The organism is Streptomyces sp. NPDC059169 (assembly GCF_042755225.1).
GTDB lineage: Bacteria > Actinomycetota > Actinomycetes > Streptomycetales > Streptomycetaceae > Streptomyces.
This window is the reverse complement of the sequence record NZ_JBHZCF010000006.1, coordinates 243,352-267,833: the sequence shown is the minus strand read 5'-3', so window position 1 is coordinate 267,833 and position 24,482 is coordinate 243,352. Positions and strand designations below refer to the sequence as shown.

General features: G+C 70.2%; 20 protein-coding genes. 13 read left to right on the top strand and 7 right to left on the bottom strand.

Going from position 1 to position 24,482, the window contains the following annotated elements:
* Positions 1–420 precede the first annotated feature (420 nt).
* The 12 genes from ACFXOM_RS13930 (at position 421) to ACFXOM_RS13875 (ending at position 14,850) form a co-directional block, all read left to right on the top strand.
* A complete protein-coding gene (locus ACFXOM_RS13930; RefSeq protein WP_384933802.1) occupies positions 421–4,011 on the top strand; it encodes a nitrate- and nitrite sensing domain-containing protein in 3,591 nt (1,196 codons plus the stop codon).
* A 9-nt stretch (positions 4,012–4,020) separates the two neighbouring features.
* A complete protein-coding gene (locus tag ACFXOM_RS13925; RefSeq protein WP_384934089.1) occupies positions 4,021–4,434 on the top strand; it encodes a roadblock/LC7 domain-containing protein in 414 nt (137 codons plus the stop codon).
* A 156-nt stretch (positions 4,435–4,590) separates the two neighbouring features.
* Complete coding sequence (locus tag ACFXOM_RS13920) at positions 4,591–4,998, top strand: DUF742 domain-containing protein (RefSeq protein ID WP_384933800.1); 408 nt, start codon at positions 4,591–4,593, stop codon at positions 4,996–4,998.
* Positions 4,979–5,560: an ATP/GTP-binding protein gene (locus ACFXOM_RS13915; protein ID WP_384933797.1), complete on the top strand. Its 582-nt coding sequence runs from the start codon at positions 4,979–4,981 to the stop codon at positions 5,558–5,560. The genes ACFXOM_RS13920 and ACFXOM_RS13915 overlap by 20 nt, the downstream gene beginning before the upstream one ends.
* A gap of 338 nt (positions 5,561–5,898) precedes the next feature.
* Positions 5,899–9,213 (top strand): nitrate- and nitrite sensing domain-containing protein, encoded by a 3,315-nt coding sequence (locus ACFXOM_RS13910; RefSeq protein WP_385037983.1) that lies wholly within the window; start codon positions 5,899–5,901, stop codon positions 9,211–9,213.
* 10 nt (positions 9,214–9,223) lie between these two features.
* A complete protein-coding gene (locus tag ACFXOM_RS13905) occupies positions 9,224–9,637 on the top strand; it encodes a roadblock/LC7 domain-containing protein (RefSeq protein WP_005311461.1) in 414 nt (137 codons plus the stop codon).
* 98 nt (positions 9,638–9,735) lie between these two features.
* Positions 9,736–10,311, top strand: a complete 576-nt coding sequence (locus ACFXOM_RS13900; RefSeq protein WP_384933793.1) for a DUF742 domain-containing protein — start codon at positions 9,736–9,738, stop codon at positions 10,309–10,311.
* On the top strand, positions 10,292–10,873 hold the full coding sequence (locus ACFXOM_RS13895; RefSeq protein WP_384933790.1) for an ATP/GTP-binding protein: 582 nt from the start codon (positions 10,292–10,294) through the stop codon (positions 10,871–10,873). Before ACFXOM_RS13900 ends, ACFXOM_RS13895 begins: the two co-directional genes overlap by 20 nt.
* A gap of 142 nt (positions 10,874–11,015) precedes the next feature.
* Positions 11,016–11,582 carry a TetR/AcrR family transcriptional regulator gene (locus ACFXOM_RS13890; protein ID WP_384933787.1) on the top strand — a complete coding sequence of 189 codons (567 nt, stop codon included), beginning with the start codon at positions 11,016–11,018 and terminating at the stop codon, positions 11,580–11,582.
* 90 nt (positions 11,583–11,672) lie between these two features.
* Positions 11,673–13,016 (top strand): MFS transporter, encoded by a 1,344-nt coding sequence (locus ACFXOM_RS13885; RefSeq protein ID WP_384933784.1) that lies wholly within the window; start codon positions 11,673–11,675, stop codon positions 13,014–13,016.
* Positions 13,013–14,407: a carotenoid oxygenase family protein gene (locus tag ACFXOM_RS13880; protein ID WP_385037980.1), complete on the top strand. Its 1,395-nt coding sequence runs from the start codon at positions 13,013–13,015 to the stop codon at positions 14,405–14,407. The genes ACFXOM_RS13885 and ACFXOM_RS13880 overlap by 4 nt, the downstream gene beginning before the upstream one ends.
* The gene (locus ACFXOM_RS13875) at positions 14,404–14,850 is read left to right on the top strand and encodes an SRPBCC family protein (RefSeq protein WP_384933779.1); all 447 of its coding nucleotides are present in this window, start codon (positions 14,404–14,406) and stop codon (positions 14,848–14,850) included. Before ACFXOM_RS13880 ends, ACFXOM_RS13875 begins: the two co-directional genes overlap by 4 nt.
* 71 nt (positions 14,851–14,921) lie before the next feature.
* Here the strand turns inward: ACFXOM_RS13875 and ACFXOM_RS13870 are convergent, their stop codons facing one another.
* The 3 genes from ACFXOM_RS13870 to ACFXOM_RS13860 form a co-directional block, all read right to left on the bottom strand.
* On the bottom strand, positions 14,922–15,125 hold the full coding sequence (locus ACFXOM_RS13870; protein ID WP_384933776.1) for an acyl-CoA carboxylase subunit epsilon: 204 nt from the start codon (positions 15,123–15,125) through the stop codon (positions 14,922–14,924).
* Positions 15,126–15,146: 21 nt separating this feature from the next.
* Positions 15,147–16,730, bottom strand: a complete 1,584-nt coding sequence (locus ACFXOM_RS13865; protein ID WP_384933775.1) for an acyl-CoA carboxylase subunit beta — start codon at positions 16,728–16,730, stop codon at positions 15,147–15,149.
* A gap of 154 nt (positions 16,731–16,884) precedes the next feature.
* Entirely contained in the window at positions 16,885–19,170 is a 2,286-nt protein-coding gene (locus ACFXOM_RS13860; protein WP_384934087.1) for a polysaccharide lyase 8 family protein, read from the bottom strand.
* Between the two features lie 591 nt (positions 19,171–19,761).
* On the opposite strand from ACFXOM_RS13860, the gene ACFXOM_RS13855 reads away from it, so the two are divergent.
* Positions 19,762–20,373, top strand: a complete 612-nt coding sequence (locus tag ACFXOM_RS13855; RefSeq protein ID WP_384933772.1) for a YceI family protein — start codon at positions 19,762–19,764, stop codon at positions 20,371–20,373.
* Between the two features lie 87 nt (positions 20,374–20,460).
* Here ACFXOM_RS13855 and ACFXOM_RS13850 read toward each other — a convergent pair whose 3' ends face one another.
* From ACFXOM_RS13850 to cimA, 4 genes are all read right to left on the bottom strand, one after another.
* Positions 20,461–20,535 (bottom strand): DUF2087 domain-containing protein, encoded by a 75-nt coding sequence (locus ACFXOM_RS13850; protein ID WP_384934084.1) that lies wholly within the window; start codon positions 20,533–20,535, stop codon positions 20,461–20,463.
* Between the two features lie 21 nt (positions 20,536–20,556).
* Positions 20,557–20,826 carry a DUF1876 domain-containing protein gene (locus tag ACFXOM_RS13845; protein ID WP_384933769.1) on the bottom strand — a complete coding sequence of 90 codons (270 nt, stop codon included), beginning with the start codon at positions 20,824–20,826 and terminating at the stop codon, positions 20,557–20,559.
* The gene (locus tag ACFXOM_RS13840) at positions 20,826–22,175 is read right to left on the bottom strand and encodes a hypothetical protein (protein ID WP_385037977.1); all 1,350 of its coding nucleotides are present in this window, start codon (positions 22,173–22,175) and stop codon (positions 20,826–20,828) included. Before ACFXOM_RS13840 ends, ACFXOM_RS13845 begins: the two co-directional genes overlap by 1 nt.
* 336 nt (positions 22,176–22,511) lie before the next feature.
* On the bottom strand, positions 22,512–24,137 hold the full coding sequence (gene cimA / locus ACFXOM_RS13835) for a citramalate synthase (protein WP_384933764.1): 1,626 nt from the start codon (positions 24,135–24,137) through the stop codon (positions 22,512–22,514).
* Positions 24,138–24,482 lie beyond the last annotated feature (345 nt).

The window sequence follows — 24,482 nt, the reverse complement described above, 5'->3', positions numbered from 1 at the left end:
CCGGCATTCGAGGCACCATGCGTCACCTCGGGAAACGGACATTGCGTACGCGAATCAGCCATTCCGCTCCTGATCATGGCGACTGGGACACCCCCTGCCCGTAAGGGACTCGTCAATAAAGGTCCCTTTTATCCGAGATCACTTTCTACGGCTCGTGACACAATGGTCACATCGTGTCACTCAGGTCACAGCCCGGTACACGGCTCTTGTTGCAGATCCTGCACTGTGCTGGAATTCCACGCACCGCCGCGGGTCTAAGAGGCCGGCGCGCAGGCGGCGCAACGCAGCGCCGAGCGGCGGTGGAAGGGGGAGGAGCGCCGGTCACTCCACGACCACCATGGGGCGCCTCCACCGCCCTACCACGCCGACACCGTCCCGCCGTTCTGCGGGGGGACGCCTGGTCCAGAGGTTGCGACGCTAGTGCAGGGACGTTTCAAGAGGGATGGCATCGGGCGTCCCCAGGCCCGCCAGGGCCAAGGGGAAGCTGCAGCTGAACACGAGCCGCACGGCGGGACCGACCGCGGCTCCTCGCCCCAGCACACCCAGAACCAGGGCCCGACCGGCGACGGCGGCGATCGCGGGAAGCGCTCAGGCGCGACGCCCTCCGCCGCCGAGCCGGCGGACCGCCCCAAGCCCAAGGGTCCTTCCGACACGGGCTCGCGAATAGCCCTGCGGAACTGGCGCATCAGCACCCGGCTGGTGTCGCTGCTCGCCCTCCCCGTGGTCGCTGCGACCACCCTGGGTGGACTCCGCATCAACGAGTCCATGAACGAGATCGAGCAGCTCGACCACATGCAGCTGCTGACCAAGCTCACCAAGGAAGCGACGGCACTCGCCGAAGCACTCCAGGAGGAGCGCGACCACGCGGCCGGCCCGCTGAAGCACGGCGGCTCCGTGACCTCCTTCGAGGTGTCCCAGCCCCGTACCGAGACCGACCGCAAGAAGGCGTCCTTCCTGGCCGCCACGGCGGGTATCGGTGACACGACGGGTGACGAGACGCTGGAGAGCATCCACTCCAACGTCAGCCAGATCGCCCAGCAGGTCAACAAGATCAGCTCGATCCGGCAGCAGGCCTACAAGCCGAACGGCTCCAACACCCAGACGATCAACCAGTACGGGCGTCTGATCGACTCGCTGCTGACCCTGTCCCAAGACATGGCACAGGCAACGAACAACCCCGAGATGATCAAGCGGACCCGTGCCCTGGCAGCGTTCTCCGCCGCCAAGGAGTACTCCTCCATCCAGCGAGGGATCATCGCCGCAGCGCTGCCGGCGAACGCGGACACCGTCGGAAAGCTCAACGAGAACGACCGTCTCACCGGTGACGACGCCCGAGAGAACGAGCGGGTGGCACTCGAGTCGTTCAAGCGGATCTACGCCTCCCTCGGCGGCAACTCCGAGGACCTCATCGCCCCGCTGGTTGACGGAAACTCCGAGATCACCGAAGCCGACCAGTACGCGAACCGCGTGCTGTCGACGTCGGGCGGCCTCCCCGCAGTGGCGCGGCGTGGCTACAAGGACTGGACCGACCAGGCCGACACCAAGATCGACGCGATGAACACCATCGAGAAGACGCTTCTCGGTGAGATGGAGAGCAAGGCCCGCGAGCTCAAGCAGGAGCGGCAGCGGGACGCCATCATCAACGGTGCGCTGATCCTCGTCGTGCTGGGCGTCTCGCTCGTCGGCGCCTTCGTCGTGGCCCGATCCATGATCCGCTCGCTGCGCAAGCTGCAGGACACCGCGACCAAGGTCGCCCAGAACCGACTTCCCGAACTGGTCAAGCAGCTCTCCGAGACCGACCCGCAGGACGTCGACACCACGGTGGAGTCCGTGGGTGTCCACTCGCGGGACGAGATCGGAAAGGTGGCCGCGGCCTTCGACGACGTGCACCGCGAAGCGGTCCGCCTCGCCGCCGAGCAGGCCCTCCTGCGGGGCAACGTCAACGCGATGTTTACCAACCTCTCGCGCCGGTCGCAGGGTCTCATCCAGCGCCAGCTCTCCCTCATCTCCGAGCTGGAGTCCCGCGAGGCCGACCCGGACCAGCTGTCCTCGCTCTTCAAGCTGGACCACCTCGCGACCCGTATGCGCCGGAACGGCGAGAACCTCCTCGTCCTCGCCGGCGAGGAGCCCGGCCGTCGCTGGACCCGGCCCGTCCCCCTGGTCGACGTCCTCCGTGCCGCGGCATCCGAAGTGGAGCAGTACGAGCGCATCGAACTGGCCGCGGTACCGGCGACCGAGGTCGCCGGCCGAGTGGTCAACGACCTCGTGCACCTCCTCGCCGAGCTGCTCGAGAACGCGACGTCGTTCTCGTCCCCGCAGACCAAGGTCCGGGTGACCGGTCACGCGCTGCCGGACGGACGCGTCCTGGTCGAGATCCACGACACCGGCATCGGCCTCTCCCCCGAGGACCTCGCCGCGATCAACGAGCGCCTGGCGTCGCCGCCGACCGTGGACGTGTCGGTCTCGCGCCGCATGGGCCTGTTCGTGGTCGGTCGCCTGTCCCTGCGACACGGCATCCGTATCCAGCTCCGTCCCTCCGACTCCGGTGGCACGACCGCGCTCGTCATGCTCCCCGTGGACGTGGCCCACGGCGGCAAGAAGCCCCCGACCAAGCCGGGTGCGGGCGGCCAGGGAGCCGTACCGCAGACACCTCCTGGCGGCGGCCGGCTGCCCGGCGGTCCCGGTGCGGCCGGTGGCGGCCGGCCCGGAGTCGGCGGCGGTCCCTCGAGCGGCGGCGGTCCCTCGAGCGGTGGCGCGCCCGGCGGCCGGCTCGGCGCCGGCGCCCCTCGCGGGCAGGTCGCCTCCGGAACGGGTTCCCGGGCGGCACTTCCCGGGCGGGACGGCGCCGCGTTCCCGGGCGGCTCGCAACAGAGCGACCAGGAGCAGGGCTTCGCCCGCCAGGGCGGTGCTCCCGCGGGTGCGTTCGGTATGGACGCCGGTCGTGGCCGTCCGGGTGCTCAGGCACCGGGCGGACAGGACCGCAACGAATCCCGTCAGGGCGAGAACGACGGCCGCGGCCGCACCACCTCCGGACGGCACAACGCTCCGGCCGGCGATGACCGCGGGCGCCGGCTGCCGACCACCGGTGGCACGCGTGCCGAGCTGCCCGGCAGCGGCGCGTTTGGCGGCTGGGGCGACGAGCAGCAGCGCCCCGTTCCGGACGCGCCGCGCGGACACGAGGAGCACGAGTCCACGGGCCGGTTCGCCCGTCCTGATGCCGGGGGCTACGGCGAGGCGCCGCGCCCCGGTGCCCAGGACCCGGCGGCCACCAACCAGTTCGCCCGTCCGGACTTCGGGAGTACGCCCCAGGCCGGCGCCGGCTACGGACAAGCACAGCGTCCCCAGGCACCGGCTCCCGGTCAGCAGGGCCCACGTCACCAGCGCGGTGGCAATGCCGACTTCTCGGCACCGCGTCCGCCGGCCGCGAGCCTGCCCGCGCAGCCGCAGCCCGAGGCCCTGCCTCCGGCGGCCGGCCCCGGCGACGGACGCACCCCGCTGTACGACACGCTGGAGACGAACTGGTTCCACGGCGGCCAGGCCGGCGGGGGCGCGCAGCCTCCTGCCGCACCGCAGCAGCCGGCGGAACGCCCCGCCTCGTCGATGCCCTCGCGCCGGCCGGTCGCGGGCCAGCCGGGTCCGGCGGCCCAGCCAGGCCAGGCGGCGCAGTCGGGTCCGGCAGGTCATTCCGGTCAGCACAACGGGAACGGCGCCTGGCGGACGTCCCCCAACGACGAACTGGTGCGCCAGGCCGAGCGGGCCCGCAAGCCCGCGGCCGGCGGCGTCACCACCTCGGGTCTGCCCAAGCGGGTACCGCGCGCGAACCTCGTGCCCGGCACCGCGCAGGAGCAGACCACCCAGTCCGGTCCGCAGGTCTCCCGTGCTCCCGATGACGTGCGGGGCCGGCTGACCAATCTCCGTCGGGGCATCCAGCAGGGTCGTCAGGCGGGCAGCTCCGACAACTCCACCACCGGTAGCTTCAACCTCGGCCCCACTCACCAGCAGGAGCGTTAGTTGAGCCCGATGAGCCAGGCGGCGCAGAATCTGAACTGGTTGATCACGAACTTCGTGGACAACACCCCCGGGGTGTCCCACACGGTCGTGGTGTCTGCCGACGGCCTGCTGCTGGCGATGTCCGAGGGATTCCCGCGTGACCGCGCCGACCAGCTGGCGGCCGTCGCGTCCGGGCTGACCTCGCTGACCGCGGGAGCGTCCCGGATCTTCGAGGGCGGCGCGGTCAACCAGACCGTCGTGGAGATGGAGCGCGGCTTCCTCTTCATCATGTCCGTCTCCGACGGCTCCTCCCTTGCCGTACTCGCCCACCCCGAGTGCGACATCGGCCTCGTGGGCTACGAGATGGCCCTCCTGGTGGATCGTGCGGGCACCGTCCTCACCCCGGACCTGCGTGCCGAACTCCAGGGGAGTCTGCTGCACTAGAACCGCGCAGGAAGACTGCCGAACAAGGGTGTGCGCCCCAGGCACACCCCCAGGTACCCCGCTACCGCCTACATACCGTCAGGCCGCCCCAACCGGCCCCCCACCGGCCCAGTCAGACGGCACAGTCGACCACTTGCTGTCACGCCCGGAGGATTCATGACCCCGCCACCCGCCTCTCACGATCCGTACGGTGCCCACGCGGACACCGACTACGGGCTTGAGGGCGACCAGCCGCTGGTGCGTCCGTATGCGATGACCGGTGGCCGGACCCGGCCGCGCTACCAGCTCGCGATAGAGGCGCTGGTCAGCACCACGGCCGATCCCGCCCACCTCGCCGGGCTGCTGCCCGAGCACCAGCGGATCTGCCACCTCTGCCGCGAGGTCAAGTCGGTGGCCGAGGTGTCGGCCCTCCTGTCGATGCCGCTCGGGGTTGCGAGGATCCTGGTGGCGGACCTGGCGGAGGCCGGCATGGTGGCGATCCACCAGCCGGGCAACGGAGAGGCCGGCGGAACGCCGGACGTGACACTGCTCGAAAGGGTGCTCAGTGGACTTCGCAAGCTCTAGCGGCGGTGCAGCCCGCTCAACCACCAGCGCGAAGATCGTGGTTGCGGGCGGCTTCGGCGTGGGCAAGACCACGTTCGTCGGCGCCGTCTCAGAGATCAACCCGCTGCGTACCGAGGCCGTCATGACGTCCGCATCAGCCGGCATCGACGACCTCACCCACACCGGCGACAAGACCACCACCACGGTGGCCATGGACTTCGGCCGCATCACCCTCGACCAGGACCTCATCCTCTACCTGTTCGGCACCCCCGGACAGGACCGGTTCTGGTTCATGTGGGACGACCTCGTACGCGGCGCCATCGGCGCCGTCGTCCTCGTCGACACCCGCAGACTCGCCGACTGCTTCCCCGCAGTCGACTACTTCGAAAACAGCGGCCTGCCCTTCGTCATCGCCCTCAACGGCTTCGACGGACACCAGCCCTACAACCCCGACGAAGTCCGCGAAGCACTCCAGATCGGCCCCGACACCCCGATCATCACCACCGACGCCCGCCACCGCGCCGACGCAAAAAGCGCACTCATCACCCTCGTCGAGCACGCACTCATGGCACGACTCAAGTAGTTGTGGCCATACGGCAGTTGTCGTAGGGTTTTTATGTGGCGGATCGTGTCGTTTGACACGGTCCGCCTGCGTGTTCATAACGTTTCGACAGAGAATTGGCCGAGCTCGGACACCCGACGCATCCGACTGGTATCACTGCGCTCACGTGGGCCCCGCTTTTTGACAGGCCTCGCTCTTTATGCCCGTTTTATCTGCGGCCTGGGCCACTCTGAACCACGGGTTCCAGCTGTTTGGAACGGACCCGGTCCACGTGCTGAAATCAACGAACTCGTGAGTAGTACGGCCCTGAACAAAAAACGGCACAACCTAGGTGCCGACGCCGAGAGGTTGTTGGTCGAGTGAGGCGAAGCAAATCGAGCTCCGCAGAGCAGCAGGCGCGGGGCAACTTCACCCCGCCCCCGCGTGCAGCGGCGTCGCCTGCGGATGTGCAGCAGCCGGTGGAGCCCTCCCCGAAGGGCAGCTCCAGCAGGCTGTCACCGCGTAACTGGCGGGTCCCCACCCGCCTGAACGCGATCCTCCTCATACCCGTGCTGGTCGGCCTCGTCATGGGCGGCTTCCAGGTCAAGGGATCGATCGACACCTGGAACGAGGCACAGGACGCCGAGAAGACGGCGCTCATCGTGCGTGCCGCCTCGGAGTACGGCCAGGCCCTCCTCAACGAGCGTGACCTCACCGCAAAGCCGCTCCTCGAGGGCAAGAAGGACGACAAGGTCGTCGCCGGCGCCAGGGCCGTCACGGACGCCGCGAAGAAGAAGTTCGACGAGGCCGTGAAGGACATGCCCGCGAAGCAGGGCGTGGAACGGCGCCTGAAGCTGTTCCGCCGTGCCGAGCCGGCTTTGGAGCAGCTCCGCACCAGGGCCTACACCGAGTCCTTCGAGACCGCGGAGAAGTCCGAGAAGAACCCCGACGACCCCGCGGACGACGAGTACGGTCCGGTCGCCACGCAGGAGAGCTACACGCTCGTCCAGCACTACCTGATGGAGTTCTCCAACGAACTCGGCCTGGGTACCGGCAACGTCACGAGCTACGGCCGCACCGTCTACGCGATCCAGCTGGCCAAGGCGGCCGAGTCGCTCCAGCGCTCCATCGGCATGGAACTGCTCGTCAGGCCGAACCCGTCGCAGAACATCAAGGCGGGCCAGACCGTCGCCTTCTCTTCGTACGCCTACCTGGAGGGCATCGCACTCGGTGAGTACGTCGGCGGTGGCACCGCCGAGGACACCGAGAAGCTGAGGGCGGTGATGGCCCGCAAGTCGCAGGAAGGCAGCAAGCAGCTCAAGGCGGCCGCCGAGACCGCCGCCGCCAAGGGCATCGAGCTCACGCCACCGCCGAACAAGGGCGGTTCCGTCTACGACGGCATGGTCGCCGCGATCAGCACCGGCAAGAGCCCCAAGCAGCTCGCGGGTGACGGCGTCACCCCGGACATCTGGATGGCCGCGGCCACCGCCAAGTTCCAGGGCTACAGCGAGGTCGAGAAGGACCTCGTGGACAAGGCCGTGGTCGAGGCCGCCCGCGTCTCCGACGAGGCCAAGACCGAGGCGATCGTCAACGGTCTCGTCACCGTGATCGCGCTGCTCACCGCCTTCATCCTGGCCGGTGCCGTCGCCCGCCAGATGAGCCGCTCGATGCGCCAGCTGCGCACCGCGGCCTTCAACATCGCCGAGCAGCGACTGCCGATGCTCGTCGACCAGCTGTCCCGCGCCGAGCCGGGGCGGGTCGACACCCGGGTCCAACCGATCCCGATCGACACTCAGGACGAGATCGGCGAGGTCGCCCGCGCCTTCGACCAGGTCCACCGTGAGGCCGTCCGGCTCGCCGCCGAGCAGGCCATGCTCCGGGGCAACGTCAACGCGATCTTCACCAACCTGTCGCGTCGCAACCAGTCGCTGATCGAGGGACAGTTGACCCTGATCACGGACCTGGAGAACAACGAGGCCGACCCGGACCAGCTGGAGAACCTCTTCCGACTGGACCACCTGGCGACCCGTATGCGCCGCAACGGCGAGAACCTCCTCGTCCTCGCCGGCGAGGAGCCGGGCCGCCGCTGGAACCAGCCTGTTCCGCTGGTCGACGTGCTGCGCGCCGCCTCGTCCGAGGTGGAGTCCTACGAGCGCATCGAGCTCACCGGCGTCCCGGAGACCGAGATCCACGGCCAGGCCGTGACCGACCTCGTGCACCTCCTCGCCGAGCTCCTGGAGAACGCCACGTCCTTCTCCTCGCCGCAGACCAAGGTCCGTGTCACCGCGACCCGCCTGCCCGACGGTCGGGTCATGATCGAGATCCACGACAAGGGCATCGGGCTGACCGCCGAGGACTTCGCGGACATCAACCACAAGCTCGCCAAGCCCCCGACGGTGGACGCCGCCGTCTCCCAGCGCATGGGCCTGTTCGTGGTCGGCCGCCTGGCCGACCGGCACGGCATCCGCGTGCAACTGCGGCCCTCTGGCGAGCAGGCGGGTACGACCTCGCTGGTCATGCTCCCGGACGCGATCACCCACGGTGGCGGCGGCGATCCGCTGCCCGAGGACGACTTCACCGTCTCGCAGATCATCCCGGCGCAGCAGGCCTTCGAGACCGCTCCCCTGCGCACCGCAGCGGAGCTGGGCTTCGACGACTCCCGCTACGAGGACGACTCGTCGGGCGAGGAACGTCACCTGGACCCGGTGAACCGCTCGCTGATGCGTGAGGGGCGCCGTGCGGCCCTGGAGGCCCAGGGACAGGACGATGACAGCCCGCTGTTCCACGACCAGGCACAGCACCCCCAGGGCGGGCCGGAGGGCTACGCCGAGGGGCAGTACGAGCAGGGCTACGCGACCGCGGAGCAGGGGGGCTACGAGCAGAACGGCTACGGCGCCCAGGAGCAGGCGGGCTACGAGCAGAACGGCTACGGCGCCCACGACCAGGCGGGCTACGAGCAGAACGGCTACGAGGTCGACGGCTACGGCAACACGGGCGAGTTCCAGGTTTCCGGCGGTTACCCCGAACCCCGTGAGCAGGCCTATGCGGAGGCTGCATATGCTGCTCCCCAGGAGTCCCAGGCACAATACGACGACCAGTACTCTCCCCAGTCCCACCAGGGGGAGTGGGCGGATCAGGACGCGTACCAGGACGGCTATGAGCCGGAGTACCGGGCGGATGCGGAATCTGCTCCCGCCGCTCCCGTGAACGCCCCCGAGAGCGTAGGCTTCGAACGTCCGGGTCCGACCCCGAGCACCGGCCACCAGCTGACCGATGCAGGTCTGCCGCGGCGCGGCAGCAGCCAGCAGGGACAGCAGTGGCAGTCCGCCGGTACCGACGAGGCACAGGCAGGACCGGCACAGCAGGCCCCGCTGGGTGGGCATGCGGAGGCGGACGGCTCCGACGACTGGCGCTCGAAGAACGACGAGCGCTGGCAGCGGGCCGGCAAGCTCCGCGAGCCCAAGGCGGGCGGAGTCACCTCGTCCGGCCTCCCCCGACGGGTTCCCAAGGCCAATCTGGTCGAGGGCACGGCGGAGCAGACCCCGCAGGGCGGCCCACAGGTCTCCCGCGCCCCCGAGGACGTGCGCGGCAGGTTGAGCAACCTGCGGCGCGGCGTCCAGAAGGGTCGCAGCGCGGGAACGGACACGAACGGATCGGGCTTCGGCCCGGGTAGCACCTACAACCAGGAGCGTTAGTGTGAGCCCGATGAGCCAGGCGGCGCAGAATCTGAACTGGTTGATCACCAACTTCGTGGACAACACCCCCGGGGTGTCCCACACGGTGGTGGTCTCCGCCGACGGACTCCTGCTGGCGATGTCCGAGGGATTCCCGCGCGACCGCGCCGACCAGCTGGCGGCCGTCGCGTCCGGGCTGACCTCGCTGACCGCGGGAGCGTCCCGGATCTTCGAGGGCGGCGCGGTCAACCAGACCGTCGTGGAGATGGAGCGCGGCTTCCTCTTCATCATGTCCATCTCGGACGGTTCCTCGCTGGCCGTACTCGCCCACCCGGAGGCCGACATCGGCCTCGTGGGCTACGAGATGGCCCTCCTGGTGGATCGTGCGGGCAGTGTCCTCACCCCGGACCTGCGTGCCGAACTGCAAGGAAGTCTTCTCAACTAGCTGAACGGCAGTGCGTTTGCCGCCACCGCGCCGTAAGGTGCGGTGGCGCGGCTCCACAGGGACTTGGACCGGGCGTACGGGCACTCGGAGGAGGAAAAGTGGCAACACCCCCAGGCGGACACCCCTATGAAGGTGCTCAACAGTCCTCGGGTGAGCAGGGTCAGAACCGCTTCAACTTTCCCTCCGCACCGAGCAACGGCAGAGGCAGCGGCCCGCAGCCCTACCAACGGCCGCAGCAGCCGTACGACCCGTCGTACGGGCAGCCGCAGAGTCCCCGGATCCAGCCCGTCCAGCCCCGGCGGCCCCCCGAGCCCGCCCCCGCCTCGGTCAACCACAACCCGCTGGTCCGTCCGTACGCGATGACCGGCGGCCGGACCCGGCCGCGCTACCAGTTGGCCATCGAGGCGCTGGTCAGCACTACAGCCGATCCCGCGCGGCTGCAAGGGCAGTTGCCCGAGCACCAGCGGATCTGCAGGCTGTGCTTCGAGATCAAGTCGGTGGCTGAGATCTCGGCACTCCTCTCCATCCCCCTCGGCGTTGCCCGGATCCTCGTCGCCGACCTGGCGGAGGCCGGACTCGTCGCCATCCACCAGCCCGGCGGCGACCAGTCCGCCGGCGGCCAGCCAGACGTGACACTGCTCGAAAGGGTGCTCAGTGGACTTCGCAAGCTCTAGCGGCGGTGCAGCCCGCTCAACCACCAGCGCGAAGATCGTGGTTGCGGGCGGCTTCGGCGTGGGCAAGACCACGTTCGTCGGCGCCGTCTCAGAGATCAACCCGCTGCGTACCGAGGCCGTCATGACGTCCGCATCGGCCGGCATCGACGACCTCACCCACACCGGCGACAAGACCACCACCACGGTGGCCATGGACTTCGGCCGCATCACCCTCGACCAGGACCTCATCCTCTACCTGTTCGGCACCCCCGGACAGGACCGGTTCTGGTTCATGTGGGACGACCTCGTACGCGGCGCCATCGGCGCCGTCGTCCTCGTCGACACCCGCAGACTCGCCGACTGCTTCCCCGCAGTCGACTACTTCGAAAACAGCGGCCTGCCCTTCGTCATCGCCCTCAACGGCTTCGACGGACACCAGCCCTACAACCCCGACGAAGTCCGCGAAGCACTCCAGATCGGCCCCGACACCCCGATCATCACCACCGACGCCCGCCACCGCGCCGACGCCAAAAGCGCACTCATCACCCTCGTCGAGCACGCACTCATGGCACGACTGCGGTAACCGTCGCCGGGTCCCTGCCCGGCACCATCCCACCGCAGGGAAGGCCCCGCGCTCCGTGACGGAGCGCGGGGCCTTCCGCGTCCCCCGTGCGGTCATAGCGGTGGGGTTGACATCGATCATGTGTGAGTGGTCTATTACTCACATGGCTACGACGAAGACGCGGCAGCTCTCCACGGCCGACGCCCGACGCGGTGACGTACTGACCACCGCCTCCAGGGCGTTCGCAGCGCGCGGGTACTACGGCACGTCCACCACGGAGGTGGCCAAGGGAGCCGGGATCTCGCAGTCGTACCTGTACCGACTCTTCCCCGACAAGGAAGCCCTGTTCGTCGCCGTGATCGACAACTGCTCCCGACTGATCCGGGAGCGGCTGGCCGAAGCGGTCAGCACGGTCGGGAGCGCCGAGCCGGCTGCCGTGCTGGACGCGATGGGCGACGCGTACGCACATCTGATCGCGGACCGGGACGACCTGCTCAGGGTACTCATGCACGCGAACTGCGCAGCGAGCGAACCGGCGATCAGAGTGGCCGTGCAGACGATGTACGCACGACTGGTGGAGTACGTACGGTCCGCCTCCGGCGCGACCGACGAGTCGATCCAGGGATTCTTCGCCACGGGATTCCTGTGCAACGTGGTGGTGTCCATCGGCGCGACGGAGACCGACGCACCCTGGACCAGAACGCTGTTGGCCGGCATCCGACACTACTGAGACAGACCCACCACGAGGGCCGCGGACCACGCGGCTCTTTCCGGGAACCAACGAGTGAGTGATTAACCACTCTCTTCAAAGGAGGAGATCGTGACGGCGACGGCAGAGCCACCCGACATACGGCAGGCACCGCGACGGCGGGCCGCACTCGCGGCCCTCGCCACGGCCCAGTTCCTCGTCGTCCTCAGCACGTCCATCGTGAACGTGGCACTCCCCTCCGTCCGCGACGGACTGCACATGTCCGCGGCCGCACTCTCCTGGGTGGTCAACGCCTACGTCCTGGCCTTCGGGTCGCTCCTGCTGCTCGGCGGACGGCTTTCGGATCTCCTCGGTCGCCGCCGGGTGTTCACGGCGGGCACGACTCTCTTCGCGCTGGCCTCGCTCGGCGCGGCCGGCGCCCCGTCGGCGCCGCTCCTCATCACCGCCCGCGCGGCACAGGGCGTGGGGGCCGCGTTCCTGGCACCCGCCGCGCTGGCCCTCGTCCTCACCCTCTTCCCCGAAGGCCCCGGTCGCGGGCGGGCGCTCGGGCTCTGGGGCGCGGTCTCCGGTGCCGGCGGGGCGGCCGGAGTGCTGTTGAGCGGGTTGCTCACCCAGCTCTACGGCTGGCCCGCCGTGTTCCTGGTCGTGGTGCCGGTCGCCGTCGCGTCCCTCGCGGCGACCCTCGCCCTGGTCCCGGCGGACACCCCGGCCGGTGGTGGCACCGACGTGCTGGGCGCCCTCCTCTCTGCCGCGGGTCTGACCGCCCTCGTGCACGCCCTGACCACGAAGGACCTCGTTGTCGGCAGTATCGGCGCAGCCCTCCTCGCCGCCTTCTGCGTCCGCCAGTCGAAAGCGCGGGCCCCCCTCGTTCCGCCGCGGCTGCTGCGCACGGGAAGCGTCGCCGTGGCCAATGCCGCCATGGTGCTGCTCGGCGCGGTCTGGGTGGGCCTCTTCTACTTCCTGCCGCTCTACCAGCAGCAGGTCCTCGGCTACGGACCACTGGCGGCTGGGCTGACCCAGCTCCCGCTCGCACTCGCCGTCATCGCCGGCTCCGTCCTGGCGCCCCGACTGCCCGCCCGCACCGGGCCGCCCGCAGCCCTCCTCGCCCTCACCCTCGGACTCGCCCTGCTGGCCCTGGCTCCGGACGACGGCTCGTTCGAAGTCCATCTGCTCGGCCCCTCGCTGCTCATCGGCGTGGGACTCGGGGCGGCGTTCGTCCGGCTTACCGCTCTGGCCGCCGAGGGCGTTCCGAGCGCCGACTCGGGCCTGGCAGGCGGCCTGCTCAACACCACGCGGCAACTCGGCGGGGCGCTCGGCCTCGCCCTGATGACGGCCGTGGCACCCACACCGGCCGACCACGCAGCCGCCTTCGCCACCGCGACGGTGCTCGCCGCGGCGACCACCTGTACCGCCACGTTCACCACCACGTTCACCTCCCGGAGGAAGCAGTCATGACCACCAAGGCCACGCCCAAGCCGTACGTCGGCGGGCACTACGCGCCCGTCGCCGACGAGATCACCGCACACGGACTCACCGTCCACGGCACCCTTCCCCCAGAGCTGAACGGCCGCTATTTCCGCAACGGGCACAACCCCCGGCCCGGCCACACCCCCACCCACTGGTTCAAGGGCAGCGGCATGGTCCACGGGCTCCGGCTCGGCGGCGGCCGCGCCGAGTGGTACCGCAACCGCTGGATCCGCACGCCCGCCCTCGAAGGAGCCCCCTACATGGGTGCCGACGGCGTGCCCGACCTCGCCGCGAGCGAAGCCGCCACCCACGTCATCGAGCACGCCGGCCGCATCCTCGCACTGCAGGAGGTGAACCTTCCCTACGAGTTGACACCCGAGCTCGACACGGTCGGCGCCTTCGATTTCGGCGGGAAGCTGAAGACCGCGATGACAGCGCATCCCAAGACCGATCCGATCACGGGCGAACTGCACTTCTTCGGCTACGGCCCGTTCCCTCCCTACCTGACCTACTACGTGGCCGACTCCCGGGGCGAGATCGTGCGCGCCGAGGTCGTCGACGGGGCCGGGCCCTCCCTGATGCACGACTTCGGCCTCACCTCGCGCCACGTCGTCTGGCTGGACCTCCCGGTGGTCTTCAACCCGGCCGAGCGCTCGGGGATCCCCTACCGCTGGAGCGACACCTACGTCCCGCGCATCGGTGTGATGCCGCGCTCGGGGCCCCCGGTGGTGACGTGGTACGAGGTCGAACCCGGTGCCCTGCTGCACGTGGCCAACGCGTACGAGGACGAGCGGGGCCGGATCGTGCTGACCGGCCCGCGCTACGACCGGGGAGCCTGGGAACAGACCTGGAAGTGGTGGACCGGTGCCCCCGGGTACGCCCCCCAGCCCATGACCGGCGCGACCCCCTACCGCTGGACGCTCGACCCGGTGACCGGTGGGGCCACGGAGGATCTGGTGGACGACCTCTCGGCCGAGTTCCCCACCATCAACGAGGAGTTCACCGGGGTCCCCCACCGCTTCGGGTACTCCGTGGCCTTCCCCGGTCCCGGTCTCGACGAGTACGCCATCGCCAAGCACGATCACGTCACCGGCTCCCGGGAGCTGGTGCTGATGGGAGCCGGCCGGATGCCCGGGGAGGCCGTCTTCGTACCGGCCTCCGGGGCGACCCGCGAGGACGACGGCTACCTGCTGACCGTCGTCAGCGATCTCGTGCGGGACTCCTCACAGTTGCTGGTCCTCGACGCGTCTGCACCGTCGGGCTCACCCGTCGCGACCGTGGAGCTGCCCCGCCGGGTACCGTCCGGAATCCACGGCTCCTGGATCCCGGACGCGGACGACAGCACCGACACCGACACCCCGAAGGAGACCTCGGCATGATCACGACCCGTCATGAGATCACGATCGACGCACCGGTGGGAGCCGTCTGGCGGCTCCACACGGACATCGACGCCTGGCCCGAGTGGAACCGGGGCGTCGACTCCGCGGCGCTCTCCGGCGAGCTGGCGGTGGGCGCTTCCTTCCGGTGGCTCACCCACGGCCTGGACATCACCTCCACGGTGACGTCGCTTGCGGCGGGACGCCACATCGCCTGGGGCGGTCCCGCCTCGGGTATCGACGGGACCCATCGCTGGACGCTGGAGCCCCGCGACGGCGGCACGCTCGTCGTCACCGAGGAGTCGTGGTCGGGCGCGCCCGTCGCCGCCGACCCGGAAGGAATGCTCGCCGCCCTCGACGGGTCGCTCATCGCCTGGCTGCAGGACCTCAAGGCCGCCGCGGAGGCGCACGGTCGTTCCGGGGCACCGCGGAGCGACGCCCGCTGAGGAGCGCGCGAGGCCCCCGTTCGCATCCCTGCGAACGGGGGCCTCCGTGTGGCCGACGGACGGGAAGTGCGTCAGCCCTGCCAGCTGTGCGGGGCGCGGAAGCCGGACTGGCGCTCCAGCCGGCGCCAGCCGGCGGTGCTGCGCCCGCGGTGGGCCGGGGCGGCTTCGGGCTGGGCGGCGGCCCGGGCGAGGAGCACCGCGGTGATCGCGGCGAGTTCCTCGGGGTCGGCGTGGCCCTTCTCGACCCGGAGCAGGGATTCGGCGGAGATGGTCATCTGCAGCGGTCTCCTCGTGGGTTACTGCGGGGGGTTGCCGTGCTTGCGGGACGGCAGGTCTGCGTGCTTGGTGCGGAGCATGGCGAGCGAGCGGATGAGCACTTCGCGGGTCTCGGCCGGGTCGATGACGTCGTCGACCAGTCCGCGCTCCGCGGCGTAGTACGGGTGCATGAGCTCGGCCTTGTACTCCTTGACCATGCGGGCGCGCATGACCTCGGGGTCCTCGGCGTCGGCGATCTGGCGGCGGAAGATGACGTTGGCTGCGCCCTCCGCACCCATCACGGCGATCTCGTTGGTGGGCCAGGCGTAGGTGAGGTCCGCGCCGATCGACTGGGAGTCCATGACGATGTAGGCACCGCCGTAGGCCTTGCGCAGGATCAACGAGATCCGGGGCACGGTCGCGTTGCAGTAGGCGTACAGGAGCTTCGCGCCGTGGCGGATGATGCCGCCGTGCTCCTGGTCGACTCCGGGCAGGAAGCCGGGCACGTCCAGCAGGGTGACGATCGGGATGTTGAAAGCGTCGCACATCTGGACGAACCGCGCGGACTTCTCCGACGCCTCGATGTCCAGCACGCCGGCGAGGGTCTGCGGCTGGTTCGCGATGATGCCGACGACCTGGCCGTCCAGTCGGGCCAGCGCGCAGATGATGTTGCGCGCCCACCGCTCGTGGACCTCGAGGTAGTCGCCGTCATCGACGATCTCCTCGATGACCTTGTGCATGTCGTAGGGCCGGTTGCCGTCCGCGGGCACCAGGTCGAGCAGGACGTCGGACCGGCGGTCGGCCGGGTCCTCGCTGGGCGTGTGCGGCGGGTTCTCGCGGTTGTTGGACGGCAGCATCGACAGCAGGTACCGCACCTCGGCGATGCAGGTCTCCTCGTCGTCGTAGGCGAAGTGCGCCACGCCGCTGGTCTCGGCATGGACGTCCGCACCGCCCAGGCCGTTCTGCGTGATCTCCTCGCCGGTGACCGCCTTGACGACGTCGGGGCCGGTGATGAACATCTGCGAGGTGTCACGGACCATGAACACGAAGTCCGTCAGTGCGGGGCTGTAGGCCGCGCCGCCCGCGCACGGGCCGAGCATCACGCTGATCTGCGGGATGACGCCGGAGGCCCGGGTGTTGCGCTGGAAGATGCCGCCGTAGCCGGCCAGCGCCGAGACGCCCTCCTGGATACGGGCGCCCGCGCCGTCGTTCAACGAGACCAGCGGTGCGCCGGCGGCGATGGCCATGTCCATGATCTTGTGGATCTTGGTGGCGTGCGCCTCGCCCAGTGCACCGCCGAAGATCCGGAAGTCATGGGCGTAGACGAAAACGGTCCGGCCCTCGACCGTGCCCCAACCGGTGATCACACCGTCGGTGTACGGCTTCTTCGCCTCCAGACCGAAGCCCGAGGCCCGGTGCCGCCGAAGCTGCTCGACCTCGCGGAACGACCCCGCGTCCAGCAGCAGCTCGATGCGCTCGCGTGCGGTCAGCTTCCCCTTGGCGTGCTGCGCCTCGGTCGCGCGATCACTCGGCCCGCGCCGCGCCTGGTCACGCAGGGCGTACAACTCGGCCACACGCCCACGTGCGTCAGTCGGCTCACCCGCGGTCTCGTCCAAAACGGTCATGTACGAACCCTACGGAGCCGACCAAGAAAATCCTGCCGTTGACTCCGTACAGTCTCGCGCCCGTTCTGCTGTCAGCCCCGGACAGAACCTTTTCGCAGTGCAGGCGAAGTGCCAGTGTGACCCCGTCGCGACTTGTGGCCATCCCACAAGGTCGTCAGCCCAGGGATACCCGGCATTCATGTACGCCACCTGCCGTTCCCGGCGCGACGCGCAGACGCAGCGCGCGCCCCGTGGCGAGGACCTCCACGGAGGCGTCCCGATGCAGGACGCGGCGGACCGGTCTCGCCCATGCGACCTCCAGCACCCGCCCCGTACGCGGGGGTTCGGCGATGTGGAGCGTAGCGTTGCGGCCGCTCCGACGCACGAGGACGCTCGCCGGAGCGGTCACACCCAGCGACGCCACGGTGACACCCCGCCAGAAGTTCGCAGCGATGAGGCCGAGGGAAGGGACGGCGACCGCTTGGCAACGGGCGGAGTTGTCGAGGACCTCCATCCAGTGGCGGTCGGCGGCACGGGCCGCGAGAGCCCCTTCAGAGGCTCCGGGCATCAGAACGTACTCGTACGAGGAGTTCACCGGATCGGTCCCGTGGTCGAGCCACAGGGTCTGGTAGTGACGGACCCGCCGCTCGGTCGTGCTGGTGGCGTTGATGTCCCGCCAGGACCCGCTGCGCGCCTCGCGCAGGGTGCGCAGCCGCGCATCCCCTCCGGGGAAGATCCAGCCTCCGTGGCCTTCGAGGTGCGCCCAGCGGAGGTCCGGACCGACGGTGAAACCGGGCGTGGCGGCCGGGCCGAGGTTGCGGTTGTCGACGATCGTCTCGACGGGCACCCCGTCCGTGCTCGTGATGCCGGCGCCGAGGCAGATGACGGCGTCCGCGGTGCAGAACCACGACTTGCGTGCGTCGAGCGTGGAACCGAGCCCCTTGAGGTGCTGGCCGACGGCCGCGCACTCGCCGTCGGTCGTCCCACCGACCCACTGCACCGCAGGTCTGGCCGCGCCCCACTCGCCACCCTCGTTGTCGGTGAGTCGCTTCGTCGACACGGTGGTGCCCGGGAGTCGGTAGCAGTCGACGGTCGGCCAGAACCAGTCGGTGTACTGGTCGTCGTGCTCGTCGCCCGGCCACCAGTAGAGCATTCCGGCACCGGTGTGCCAGCCGCGCGGGTTCTCGCCGTTGCCGCACTCGTAGAACGCGATCCGCTCGGACGCCATGGCGATGTTCGCGGCCCAACCGGGCCGCCGGTGCACGGCCCGGTCCATCGCGGCGAACAGCGTGTGCCCGACGGGCTCCGGGGCGGCCGGGACGCTCGCCCCGACCACGGCGTGCAGCCGTGCAAGATCGGCCACCCCGAACTGTCGCGCGGTCAGCACCGGGGAGACCCGGTCCCGCTCGATCCATCCCTTGATCAAGGACTGCCAGCGGGTCCGCTCGCCGGCCGATGCGCTCGCCGAGAGGAGCGCGATCGCCGCGATCACGCATTGGCCGTGGAAGTGGTCGCCCCGCATGATCCTTCGGGAGTCACCGGCCAGGTACCCCCGGCTGACGGCCCGCCCGCTGACGCTGTCCATCATCAGGCCGTTGCGGATCAGCGGCGCGTAGGCCCGCTCCACGCCGTCGAAGACGATCTGCCGGTGCGGATCGGTGACGTCCCAGGGCGATCCGGCGAGCAGCGCGAAGAGCCGGCCGAGTCCGTCGAGCACGACCTGGCCGTACGTTCCCGAGTAAGGCACCCACGTGTGCTGGACGAACGAGCCGTCCGCGTAGAGGCCGTCGCCCTCGGTGACGTAGGGGAAGACGGGCGAGAGGGCGTCCCTGCCGAGCGCGATCTTGTCCGGATCCGCGCCGACCACGCCGCGCAGGACGACGGAACGGCACAGGTCCACCCGGTTGGCTCCGGTGCTCGTGCCCGCGTAGGAGCGCAGGGCCGACTCCGGAATGAAGTGGTCGACGGCGGCGCAGGCCGCTTGGCGCTGCTCCTCGGTGAGACGGTCATGGAGGGCGGCGGTGATGTCCATGAGCAGGCGCGGGCTGCCGATCTGCCACTCCCACCAGTTTCCGTAGGGGGTGGTGGCGGCGTGGTAGCCCCGGGAGGACAGGTGGTCGAGCCCACGGACGGTGTCGGCCAGCAGGGTCTCGTCCCCGGTGAGTCCGGTGCCGGGCTGGAGGTAGGCCTGGGTCATCGTCCACAGCCGGCGGTAGCTGCTGGTGATGGCGGACGGCGGGGGGAATCGCAGCCGGGGCCAGAGCGAATCGTCGGCGGGCTCCATGGAGGCACGGAAGGTACGGGCGAGCGCCCCGGTCTGGGCGAGTCGGGTGGCGTAGGGCTCGACGGACGGGTCGAAGCCCGCACCCAGTTGGATGTCCAGCCAGCGCTTCCGCAGCACGGTGTACTGGTCGGCCGTGGCGAAACGGCGACCGGTCGCCCCGGAGGCCGGCGGGCACATCGCGAGCGCGAGCGCTCCCACCCCCGAGGCGAGGAGGAAAGCGCGGCGGGTGCGAGGGGGCAGGAGCGGCACGGAAGCCTCCCGGAGGAACGTGGCGTGGGCCTGCGGGTGGAGGGGTGCGGTGGTGCGGTACCTGCGGTGGTGGGCCGGCGGCGAGCGGGCGGGTCGCGCCACGGCCCGGACGGTCGGACCGACCGGTGCAGGAGAAGCGGGCGCCGCCCGGCCCGCGTGGCCGTGGCCGTGGCCGTCGCCGGCAGGGACGCCGGCGGCCTCCCGCTCGACATATTGGGCGCCGGCGAGGTCGGCTGGCACGCGCCACGCCGCGCCCGTCGCCCGCAGCACCGGTGGCGTCACCCTCTCCGCACCGTCGACGACCACGGTGACCGGCCGCTTCCGCACAGCCCGGTCGTCGTCCGCAGCGGCCTCCGCCGCAGGCGTCGGGCACCGGTCGCTCAGGGGCTGACGGAGAAGGACCCAAGAATGTTGAACATTGAACGGGAATGGTTCTATGGTGAGTGTCGTTGAAGATTCAACGAGTGGCCGTGAAGGCCACCGTAACCGCCCGACCACCACGCCCCGAGGAGTAACGCCATGGGTCTGTTCACCCGCAGGAGCAACGAAACAGCCGTCGCCACCACCAGCCGCGAAGTGGGCCCGGCGCTGACCGCCGTGACCGGTGAGTACACGATCGACCCGGCCCACAGCAGCATCGGCTTCACGGTCCGCCACGCCATGGTCACCAATGTGCGCGGCACCTTCGGCGAACACGAGGGCACACTGCACCTCGACGGCTCCGCCCCGTCCGCCTCCACCGCCGTCATCGACGTGAAGATCGCCAGCATCGACACCGGCATCGCGGACCGCGACGGCCACCTCCGCAGCGGTGACTTCTTCGACGCCGAGCAGTTCCCGCTGATGTCGTTCCGCTCGACAAGGGCCGAGCAGCTCGGCGGTGACACCTTCCGCATCACCGGCGACCTCACGATCAAGGACGTGACCCGACCCCTCTCCATCGACCTGGAGTTCAACGGCGCGGCGACCGACGTCTACGGCAACGAGCGCGTCGGCTTCGAGGGCAGCGCCGAGATCCTGCGGTCCGACTGGGGCCTGACGTGGAACGCCGCGCTGGAGGCCGGCGGGGTCATGGTCAGCGACAAGGTCAGGCTGAACTTCGACATCTCCGCGATCAAGGCCGCCTCCTGACGGGCCGTTGCTTGACCGGCAGATGGAGCCGTGAACCCCCGTCCGACGGAGGACGGGGGTTCGGCGCGCCGGCAGTCGTGGGGCGGATCAGGCGACGCGCCGGTATCGACTACCGTCCCTCGTGCGAGCGAGAAGGCCCGCGGCCACCAGGTAGCGGCGCAGGGCCGACCGTCTCCCGCCGGGCTACTTCCGCAACCGCCCCACCCGTTCTCCGGTGAGGGTCTCGATCTCCGCAGCCGCCTCGTGCAGCAGTTCGTGACTCATGCCGCTCAGCGCCCGGGCGACGGCGAGCTCGTCGCCGATGTGGGGGACGTCCTCGTCCGTGCTGTTGCGGTGGGCGGTGCCCTCGCCGACGAAGAGTTCGGCGTTCCGGCCACGCAGACGCGCCTCCGCCTGGGTGGTCCGATCGCTCTCGGTGATGACGATCTCGATGTTCCACTTCTTGGTGCGCATCAGAAGCCGCCTCCTCCGTCGAATCCGCCCCCGCCGCCGAAGCCGCCGCCGAAGCCGCCGCCGAAGTCGGACGATCCGAAGTCCGACGCGTCGAAGTCCGCGCCGGAGAAGTCGCCGCCGATGAAGTCCCCACCGCCGTACTCGGCCGCATAGGCGGGCGTGGACAGGGCGCTGCCGAGGAGCGTGCCGACGAGGAGCCCCGGGAGGACGCCACCGCCGAAGTAGCCGCCCGCCCAGGGGCCGTAAGCCGGGCCCGCCTCCCAGTAGGGCCGGGGGCCGGAATCGGTGTCGACGTGGCGCGCCAGGGGGTCGCGGCCCTCCTGGAGCCGGACCGCATCGGCAGCACAGACCGGGACCTGGCGCGCCGTGCCCGCGGCCGGGGCCCAGGTCATGTCGGTCGTCGAGGGGCCGTGGCGCGGGTCGAAGAAGCACGGCGCCCGGCGCGCGGGAAGTGGCGCCCCCGCGCGCCGCGCGGCCAGGACCGTGAGCGAGAACCGGCCCTCCTCGAGCGCTTCGGTGACGGCGCGGACGTCATGTGGACGTTCGGCCGCAGCCATGGCGGACTTGGCGTTCTCGTACGAGTCCAGCGCGCGTTCGTAGTCGGCGCGCATCGCGTCGTCGGCGCCCGGCTCCGAGGGGTGGAAGTCGAGTCCGTCCAGCTGCTCCCCGTAGGCGGTGATGTCCTCGTCGACGACGACACGGAGCTTCTCGAGCGCCGCACGCTCCTCCTGTGCCCTGCGCCGGCGGTTGCGGCGGACGACGGCGTACGCACCCGCGCCGCCCGCCAGCACGACGGTCCCGAGCGTGATCAGCGAACCGACCGAGACGCCGGGGGTCACGGGACCGCTGCTGCTCCAGGAGGCCGGCGCGGTACCGCGCACGGTCGGGAGTGCCTGGTCGACGAAGTTGTTGAGCTGGGTGGAGGCGTCGACGCCCGGCGCCTTCACTCCCGCCACGACGTTCTGTACGGCGTTGGCCGACATGACCGTACGGTCCGCACCGGCGTTGAAGCCGCCCCCGAGGCGGATGCCGTAGAGCCCGGTGATGCCCGTCGCGGTCCGCAGGTCCCTCAGGACGGTGTCGGCGGGGAACTGGTCGCCCGTGGGCAACACGGCGATGAATACGGGCTTGTCCGCGCTCTCGATCTTCTGCGCGAGGGCCTGCTGGTCGGACACGGAGAGTTGCGCGCGGGCGCCCGGGGCGACGTAGACCGGGCCCTGTTTCAGGGCTCGGGCCGCATCGGAGATGCCGGTGGTCGCGGCACCCGTGGCGACGGGGGCCAGGGCCAGCAGCAGAAGGAGTGTCAGCCCGGCGAGGGTCGACAGCAAGGGGAACGGCCGGGTCCTCATGACATCGAAACTACCTGAAGGATGAGAACGAGGACATATGTCCTATACATCAGTCGCCCCGCTCCGGTACATCAGTCGACCTCCTCCGGACGGCACAACCGCGACTCGGGACCGCTTGCGTCCGGCCTCCGGGCAAACGCCACGGGGCGCGTCACCACCCGCCGAGAACCCATCCACGCCCCTCCCCGTGGCTCCGGCGCCGAGACCGGACCAGCGCACACGCCCCGGCCGCTCGCGCCGGCTCCGCCCGGGCGGGGGCATGGCGCCGCACGGCGCGCCCGCCGGACCGACCGGCACGCAGACGGCCGTGTCCCCACCGCGGCCCGGTGCGGGCATCTACTCCGCCGGCTCGACGCCCGCCCGCAGCAGTCCGTAGGTGTACGCGTCCTCCAGGGCCTGCCAGGACGCCGCGATGACGTTCTCCGCGACGCCCACCGTCGACCACTCGCCGTTGCCGTCCGCCGTGGTGACCAGCACCCGGGTGATGGACTCGGTGCCGTGGCGCCCTTCGAGGATGCGGACCTTGTAGTCGACCAGCTCCAACTTGGCGAGTTGCGGATAGATCCGCTCCAGCCCCACGCGCATCGCCCGGTCCAGGGCGTTGACGGGGCCGTTGCCCTCGGCGGTGGCGACGATGCGTTCGCCCTTGGCCCACATCTTGACGGTGGCTTCGTTGGCGTGGCTGCCGTCGGGCCGGTCCTCGACGATCGCCCGCCAGGACTCCGTGCGGAAGAAGGCCGGGGGCCTCCCGTCGACCTCCGCGCGCAGCAGCAGCTCGAACGAGGCGTCGGCGGCTTCGTACGTGTAGCCCTTGAGCTCGCGTTCCTTGACCCGCTCGACGACCCGGCCGACCAGTTCGCGGTCGCCGCCCAGGTCGATGCCGAGTTCCTTGCCCTTGAGTTCGATGGAGGCGCGGCCCGCCATGTCGGAAACGAGCATCCGCATCGTGTTCCCGACCCGCTCCGGGTCGATGTGCTGGTAGAGGTCCGGATCGACCTTGATCGCGGATGCGTGGAGCCCGGCCTTGTGCGCGAAGGCCGAGACCCCCACGTAGGGCTGGTGCGTGGACGGGGTGAGATTGACGACCTCGGCGATGGCGTGCGAGATGCGGGTCATCTCCTGCAGGGCGTCGGCAGGCAGCACCTGCATGCCGTACTTCAGTTCCAGGGCCGCGACGACCGGGAAGAGGTTCGCGTTGCCGACGCGCTCGCCGTAACCGTTGGCGGTGCACTGGACGTGGGTGGCACCGGCGTCCACGGCCGCGAGGGTGTTCGCCACGGCGCAGCCCGTGTCGTCCTGGGCGTGGATGCCGAGGCGGGCGCCGGTGTCGGCGAGCACGGTGGCGACGACCGCCTGGACCTGGGCGGGCAGCATGCCTCCGTTGGTGTCGCAGAGGATGACCACGTCCGCCCCCGCTTCGGACGCGGCCTTGACGACGGACTTGGCGTACTCCGCGTTCGCCCGGTAGCCGTCGAAGAAGTGCTCGCAATCCACGAAGACCCGACGCCCCTGGGCACGCAGATGGGAAACGGTGTCGCGGACCATCTCCAGGTTCTCGTCGAGGGTGGTGCGCAGGGCCAGTTCGACGTGGCGGTCGTGGGATTTGGCCACCAGGGTGATGACCGGCGCGCCCGAGTCGAGAAGCGCCTTGACCTGGGGATCCTCCGCGGCTGAGCCTCCTGCCCGGCGAGTGGCGCCGAAGGCGACGAGCTGGGCGTGCCTGAACTCGATCTCCTGTCGGGCCCGGGCGAAGAACTCCGTGTCCCTGGGGTTGGCACCGGGCCAGCCGCCCTCGATGAAGCCCACGCCGAACTCGTCGAGGTGCCGGGCGATGGTCAGCTTGTCCGCGACGGTGAGGTTGATGCCCTCGCGCTGCGCGCCGTCGCGCAGGGTGGTGTCGAAGACATGGAAACCGTCGTCGAGGACGCCGTCCCTATCGGTGTCCGTGGCCTCTGTGGTCATGGCTGTTGTGACTCCTGTCGGATGAGTGGCTCCGGAATGACTGGATCCACCTGCCCCCATCTTCGCGCGCTTCGAGTTCGACCGGGGTGGGGCCGGAAAACGAAAAGACCCCTCGCGGGTGCGAGAGGTCTGCGCGCGGGTCTGGGGCACGGTGCCGCTGCCTCGGGGGTGGCTGTCCACGGGTCAGCGGTCACTGCGGACCGGCGCGCTGCTGCCGATAATCATGGCGAATGCGAGCACGATGGCAGTGTGCCACATATGTGCGCCTACATGGACGCCGGTCTCACGATGCGGGCAGCCCCGCGGGAGTGCTGCCTCGGAGCGCGCCCGATCAGCGGGCACGGG

Coding starts and splice junctions, on each gene's coding strand:
- ACFXOM_RS13920 (WP_384933800.1), top strand. CDS start 4,591: ATGACCCCGCCACCCGCCTCTCACGATCCGTACGGTGCCCACGCGGAC.
- ACFXOM_RS13865 (WP_384933775.1), bottom strand. CDS start 16,730: ATGACCGTTTTGGACGAGACCGCGGGTGAGCCGACTGACGCACGTGGG.
- ACFXOM_RS13905 (WP_005311461.1), top strand. CDS start 9,224: ATGAGCCAGGCGGCGCAGAATCTGAACTGGTTGATCACCAACTTCGTG.
- ACFXOM_RS13845 (WP_384933769.1), bottom strand. CDS start 20,826: ATGCGCACCAAGAAGTGGAACATCGAGATCGTCATCACCGAGAGCGAT.
- ACFXOM_RS13860 (WP_384934087.1), bottom strand. CDS start 19,170: ATGTGCCCGCCGGCCTCCGGGGCGACCGGTCGCCGTTTCGCCACGGCC.
- ACFXOM_RS13870 (WP_384933776.1), bottom strand. CDS start 15,125: ATGACCATCTCCGCCGAATCCCTGCTCCGGGTCGAGAAGGGCCACGCC.
- ACFXOM_RS13840 (WP_385037977.1), bottom strand. CDS start 22,175: ATGAGGACCCGGCCGTTCCCCTTGCTGTCGACCCTCGCCGGGCTGACA.
- ACFXOM_RS13925 (WP_384934089.1), top strand. CDS start 4,021: ATGAGCCAGGCGGCGCAGAATCTGAACTGGTTGATCACGAACTTCGTG.
- ACFXOM_RS13875 (WP_384933779.1), top strand. CDS start 14,404: ATGATCACGACCCGTCATGAGATCACGATCGACGCACCGGTGGGAGCC.
- ACFXOM_RS13855 (WP_384933772.1), top strand. CDS start 19,762: ATGGGTCTGTTCACCCGCAGGAGCAACGAAACAGCCGTCGCCACCACC.
- ACFXOM_RS13880 (WP_385037980.1), top strand. CDS start 13,013: ATGACCACCAAGGCCACGCCCAAGCCGTACGTCGGCGGGCACTACGCG.
- cimA (WP_384933764.1), bottom strand. CDS start 24,137: ATGACCACAGAGGCCACGGACACCGATAGGGACGGCGTCCTCGACGAC.
- ACFXOM_RS13890 (WP_384933787.1), top strand. CDS start 11,016: ATGGCTACGACGAAGACGCGGCAGCTCTCCACGGCCGACGCCCGACGC.